Origin of the sequence: Streptomyces longispororuber, assembly GCF_024448165.1 — a bacterium.
In the GTDB taxonomy this organism is placed as follows: Bacteria; Actinomycetota; Actinomycetes; order Streptomycetales; family Streptomycetaceae; genus Streptomyces; species Streptomyces longispororuber_A.
In genome coordinates, this window is record NZ_JAMOLN010000351.1 from 1 (window position 1) to 5,868 (window position 5,868).

Here is a 5,868-nt window from a genome sequence, read left to right on the forward strand (position 1 = left end):
GTTTCTGGTCTTGCTTTCCGCTTTCCGGCCTTTCGGCTTTCCTGCGGTGTTGACTCTATCAGATCCTTTCGGGCCTGATTCCCAGTCAACTGGGTTTGTCTTCGCGGCTGTTGGGCCGTTCCGACGTCCCAAACTTTAGCGGATCCGCTCGGCAGTTCCTAATCGGACCGATCAGGACAGCCGCAACCCAATTTCGAAATGAATTCGGACATGCCGAAATCAATCCCGTGGGGAGATCGTGCTGAGGTTGGGTGCCGCTCGCGCGGCGGGAGGTGCTGCCCAGGGCCTTCGTGGCCCGGACAACTCGCAGGACCTTACGCCACGATCGCCGGTAGTACAAACCGGCGATCGTGGCGTGGAGCTGCGAGCGGAGTCAGGCGTTCACGGGTTCCTTCTCGGTGGACGGGCCACCGTCCCGCGGCGTCGGGACGTCCGCGTCGTCGGCGCCCGTGTCGAGGAGCGTGCGCTCGTCGAACGGGAGGTCGCCGGCGAGCACCCGCTGCACCCGGTCCCGGTCCACTTCCCCGGTCCACGTACCGATGAGCAGCGTGGCCACCGCGTTGCCCGCGAAGTTCGTCAGGGCGCGGGCCTCGCTCATGAAGCGGTCGATGCCGATGATGAGGCCGACGCCGTCCACGAGGCCGGGCTTGTGGGACTGGAGGCCGCTCGCGAGGACGGCGATGCCGGAGCCGGAGACGCCCGCGGCGCCCTTCGACGCGACCATCATGAAGAGGAGCAGGCCGATCTGCTGGCCGATGCTCATGGGCTGGTCCATGGCGTCGGCGATGAAGAGGGACGCCATGGTCAGGTAGATCATGGTGCCGTCGAGGTTGAAGGAGTAGCCGGTCGGCACGGTGATGCCGACGACCGGGCGGGAGACGCCCAGGTGCTCCATCTTCGCGATCAGGCGCGGCAGGGCCGACTCCGACGACGAGGTCGAGAGGATGAGGAGGAACTCCCGGCCCAGGTACTTGAGCAGCGAGAAGATGTTGTAGCCCGTCGCGAGGCGGAGGATCGCCGCCAGGACCACGCCGACGAACAGGGCGCAGGTGACGTAGAAGCCGATCATGATGGTGGCGAGGGCCTTGAGGGCGTCGACGCCCGTCTCGCCGATGACCGCGGCCATCGCGCCGAAGGCGCCGACCGGGGCGGCCCACATGATCATGCCGAGGACGCGGAAGACGAGCCGCTGGATGTGCTCGATGCCGCGCAGGACGGGCTCGCCGCCGCGGCCCATGGCCTGGAGCGCGAAGCCGACGAGGAGCGCCACGAGGAGGGTCTGGAGGACCTGGCCCTCGGTGAAGGCGGAGACGAGGGTCGCCGGGATGATGCCGAGGACGAAGTCGACCGGTCCTTCGGCCGCCTCCTCGGCCGCCGTGTGGCCGACGTCCTTGGTGGCGTCGGTGAGGTGCATGCCGGTGCCGGGGTCGAGGATGTTGCCGACGATCAGGCCGATGGCGAGGGCCACGACCGACATCACGATGAAGTAGCCGAGGGCGAGGCCGCCGACCTTGCCGATCTTGGCGGCCTTCCGTACCGAGCCGACGCCCAGGACAATGGTGCAGAAGATGATGGGCGAGATCATCATCTTGATCAGGTTCACGAAGCCCGTGCCGACGGGCTTGAGCTCCTTGGCGAAGTCGGGCCAGATGAAGCCCACGGCGATGCCGAGAAGCACCGCCACGATCACGGCGATGTAGAGATAGTGGGTGCGGTCCCGCTTCGCGGCGGGTGTTTTGGTGGTCGCGGTCCCGTTCTCGGCCACGGCTCCTCCTGACGACGTCGTCGGCGTACTGGATCACCGCAGTGCGTGCGGCTCACGTCCTGCGAATCCCGGTGACTGTCTCCCAGGCGGTGAGCACTGTCACCCTTCCGTTCATTTAGTTCGCGCTTATACGACAGGCAGACTGAGCCCATGCGTCTCCCCCGTCCCCGCAGCCTGGCCGGCCAGCTCTTCGCGATGCAGGCCGTGCTCGTGGCGGTCGTGGTGGCGGGGTGTGCCCTGTTCACGTACGTCAGTGACCGGGGGCAGGCGGAGACCGCGGCGCGGCGGCAGGCGACGGCCGCGGCGACGGCGGTGGCCGACGCCGGTTCGGTGCGCGAGGCGATCATGGAGTCCGCGGATCCGACGGTGAGCCTGCAGCCGTACGCGACGGACGTGCAGCAGCACACGGGCGTCGACTTCGTGACGATCATGGACACGGACGGGATCCGCTGGACGCATCCGGACCGGCACCAGATCGGCGAGCGGTTCCTCGGGCATATCGGCCCCGCGCTGAAGGGGGAGACGTTCTCGGAGACGTACACCGGGACGCTCGGGGCCTCGGTGCGGGTGGTCACTCCGGTGTACGACGGCGGTGGCCGGGTCGTGGGTCTGGTCAGCGCCGGGATCACCATCGACGAGATCACCGAGCAGGCGCGGGGGCAGGTGCTCGCGGTCGCCGGTGTCGCGCTGGCCGCGCTGGTGCTCGGCGGCATCGGCACGTACGTGATCAATGCGCGGCTGCGCCGTCATACGCACGGTATGAACGCAACCGAGCTGAGCCGGATGCACGCCTATCACCAGGCGGCGCTGCACGCCGTCCGCGAGGGGCTCGTGATGCTCGACGGGCAGCGGCGGGTGGCGCTCATCAACGACGGGGCGCGGGAGCTGCTCGGGGTGGGGGACGACGCGGTGGGGCGGTCGGTGGCCGAGCTCGGGCTGCCGACGCCGCTGACCGGGGCGCTCCTCGCCGCGGAGCCGCGGGTGGACGAGGTGCATCTGACGGCGGACCGGGTCGTGGTGGTGAACACCTCGCCGGTGACCAGTGAGAACCGGCGCGGCACCGTGGTCACGCTGCGCGATCACACCGAGCTGCAGTCGGTGATGGGTGAGCTGGACTCGGAGCGGGGGTTCACGCAGGCGTTGCGGTCGCAGGCGCACGAGGCCGCGAACCGGCTGCACACCGTGGTGTCGCTGATCGAGCTGGGGCGGGCCGACGAGGCGGTCGACTTCGCGACGGCGGAGCTGGAGCTGGCGCAGGCGCTGACCGACCAGGTGGTGGGCGCCGTGAGCGAGCCGGTGCTGGCGGCGCTGCTGCTGGGGAAGGCCGCGCAGGCCAACGAGCACGGGGTGGAGCTGGTGGTGTCGGCCGACACCCGGATCGACGACGGGCTGCTGCCGCAGACGCTGCCGGCGCGGGATCTGGTCACGGTGCTGGGGAATCTGATCGACAACGCGGTGGACGCGGCGCAGGGATCGCCGCGCGCCCGGGTCACCGTCACCGCCCGCACTGGGGACGACGCCCTGCTGCTGCGGGTGGCGGACTCCGGTCCCGGCGTGGAGCCGGAGCACGCGGACGCCGTGTTCGAGCGGGGCTGGTCGACGAAGCCGGCCGGTCCGAACGGGCGGGGCCTCGGGCTCGCGCTCGTCCGGCAGGCCGTGGCGCGCGGTGGTGGCACGCTGGAGCTGGCCGGGGCCGCGGAGGGCGGTGCCGTGTTCACGGTCGCCCTGCCGCTGGGCGCCGTACCCTCGCCTCGCACCGCGCCGGACGCCACCACCACGACGGACGTCACCACCACGGGCGCCGTGCCGACGGACGCCGCTACGACATCGGGGAAGCGCACACCATGACGGACGCCCACATCAAGGTTCTGGTCGTCGAGGACGATCCCGTGGCGGCCGACGCGCACGCCCTGTACGTGGACCGGGTGACCGGCTTCCGTACGGTCGCCAGGGCGCACACCGCCGCCGAGGCGCGGCGGGTCCTGGACCGTGCGGCGGTCGATCTGATCCTGCTGGACCTGCACCTGCCGGACGGGCACGGTCTGGCGCTCGCCCGTTCGCTGCGGGCCGCCGGGCACCACGCGGACGTGATCGCGGTGACCTCGGCCCGTGATCTGGCGGTGGTCCGTGAGGGGGTGTCGCTGGGGGTCGTGCAGTACGTGCTGAAGCCGTTCACGTTCGCCACGCTGCGCGACCGGCTGGTGCGGTACGCCGAGTACCGGACCACGTCGGGGGAGGCGACCGGGCAGGACGAGGTCGACCGGGCGCTGGCCAATCTGCGGTCGCCCGCGCCGGCCGCGCTGCCCAAGGGGCTGAGCGCGCCGACGCTGGAGCGGGTCACGCAGGCGTTGCGGGAGGGGTCGCCGGAGGGCCTGACGGCGGCGGTGGCCGCGGAGACGGTGGGCATCTCGCGGATCACGGCGCGGCGTTATCTGGAGCACCTGGTCGACGCGGGGCGCGCGGCGCGCAGTCCGCAGTACGGGCAGGTGGGCCGCCCCGAGTTGATCTACACCTGGAAGTAGCCGCGTCGGCGGGCCGCGGGCGCCGTTCGCCGCCCCTCGATAACAACGTTGTCACGGCACCGTCGTTGGGCCGCGCACACCCATTGACCCTGCTCCGAGCCTGAACGTACGTTCACGGGCAGCCCCGCGAGGCAACGATGCCCGCGACGCTCGTAGGAGGTCGTGCCCGTGCGCCCCACCGCTCCTCTGCTCGTCGCCACCGCCCTGCTGGCCGCCGGAACCCTCACCGCGTGCGGGGGTGACTCCGGCAGTGACTCGAACACGATCAAGGTCTCCTTCAAGCAGTCCACGGACAACCAGATCAAGGTGATGGACACCTATCTGGCCGCGATGAAGAAGCAGTTCGAGAAGGCCAACCCGGGCAAGAAGGTCGAACTCGTCCCGATCAAGGCCCCGGACTCCGAGTACTACACGAAGCTCCAGCAGATGCTGCGTTCGCCGCGGACGGCGCCCGACCTGGTCTACGAGGACACGTTCCTCATCAACTCCGACATCACCGCCGGGTACTTGAAGCCGCTGGACAAGTACCTGGACAAGTGGCAGGACTGGGGCCAGTTCATCGACACGGCGAAGTCGGCCGCGAAGGCGCAGGACGGGAAGACGTACGGCGTCCCGGACGGCACGGACACCCGCGGCCTCTGGTACGACAAGGCGATCCTGGCGAAGGCGGGGATCAAGACGCCCTGGCAGCCGAAGAGTTGGGCGGAGGTGCTCGACGCGGCCCGGGCCATCAAGGAAAAGGTCCCCGACGCGGTCCCGCTGAACGTCTACACCGGCAAGCCGAACGGTGAGGCCGCCACGATGCAGGGCTTCGAGATGCTGTTGTACGGCACGGGCGACGGCAGTGCCGACCCGCTGTACGAGACGTCGACGAGCAAGTGGATCGCGGGCTCGAAGGCGTTCAAGGACAGCCTCCGGTTCGTGGAGACGGTGTTCAAGGAGAAGCTCGGGCCCGACGTCTCCGACGCCCTCGACCCGAACTGGGCCACGCGGGTGCGCGGCGAGTTCCTGCCCAAGGGCAAGCTGGGCATCAACCTCGACGGTTCGTGGCTGCCGCAGGACTGGCTGAAGGGCTCGGGCCACGAGTGGCCGGAGTGGTCGGACAAGCTGGGGCTCGCGCACATGCCGACGCAGAACGGTCAGGCGCCCGGCAAGGTCTCCATGTCCGGCGGCTGGACCTGGGCGGTCCCGTCCAAGGCGGCCAACCCCGATCTGGCCTTCGACTTCATCAAGACGATGCAGACGAAGGCGAACGCGCAGCGCTGGTACATCGCGAACTCCGGCATCGCGGTCCGCAAGGACGTCGCGGCGGACCCGGCGTACGTGAAGGCGCAGCCCGGCATCAAGTTCTTCACGGATCTGGTCGCCTCGACCCACTACCGCCCGGCCTACCCCGCGTACCCGAAGGTCTCCACGGCGATCCAGGAGGCGATGGAGTCGGTGACGACGGGTGACGCGTCGGTGGACAAGGCGGCGTCCGCGTACGACGAACAACTGAAGACGGCGGCGGACGGAAAGGTCGTCAACAAGCCGTAGGGGCCGGTCGCCAGGGCTCCGCCGGGATACGCGCCCCGCCAGGGG

General features: G+C 69.7%; 4 protein-coding genes. 3 read left to right on the top strand and 1 reads right to left on the bottom strand.

The features are described 5' to 3' along the window. Positions 1-373: 373 nt before the first annotated feature. The gene (locus tag M4J07_RS46260) at positions 374-1,765 is read right to left on the bottom strand and encodes a cation:dicarboxylate symporter family transporter (RefSeq protein WP_308284833.1); all 1,392 of its coding nucleotides are present in this window, start codon (positions 1,763-1,765) and stop codon (positions 374-376) included. 150 nt (positions 1,766-1,915) lie between these two features. On the opposite strand from M4J07_RS46260, the gene M4J07_RS46265 reads away from it, so the two are divergent. The 3 genes from M4J07_RS46265 to M4J07_RS46275 all read left to right on the top strand — a co-directional run bounded on the left by M4J07_RS46265 (position 1,916) and on the right by M4J07_RS46275 (position 5,823). Continuing rightward, entirely contained in the window at positions 1,916-3,613 is a 1,698-nt protein-coding gene (locus M4J07_RS46265; protein ID WP_255983116.1) for a sensor histidine kinase, read from the top strand. Next, positions 3,610-4,287 (top strand): response regulator, encoded by a 678-nt coding sequence (locus M4J07_RS46270; RefSeq protein ID WP_255983118.1) that lies wholly within the window; start codon positions 3,610-3,612, stop codon positions 4,285-4,287. The genes M4J07_RS46265 and M4J07_RS46270 overlap by 4 nt, the downstream gene beginning before the upstream one ends. 168 nt (positions 4,288-4,455) lie before the next feature. After that, the gene (locus tag M4J07_RS46275) at positions 4,456-5,823 is read left to right on the top strand and encodes an extracellular solute-binding protein (RefSeq protein WP_255983120.1); all 1,368 of its coding nucleotides are present in this window, start codon (positions 4,456-4,458) and stop codon (positions 5,821-5,823) included. Positions 5,824-5,868 lie beyond the last annotated feature (45 nt).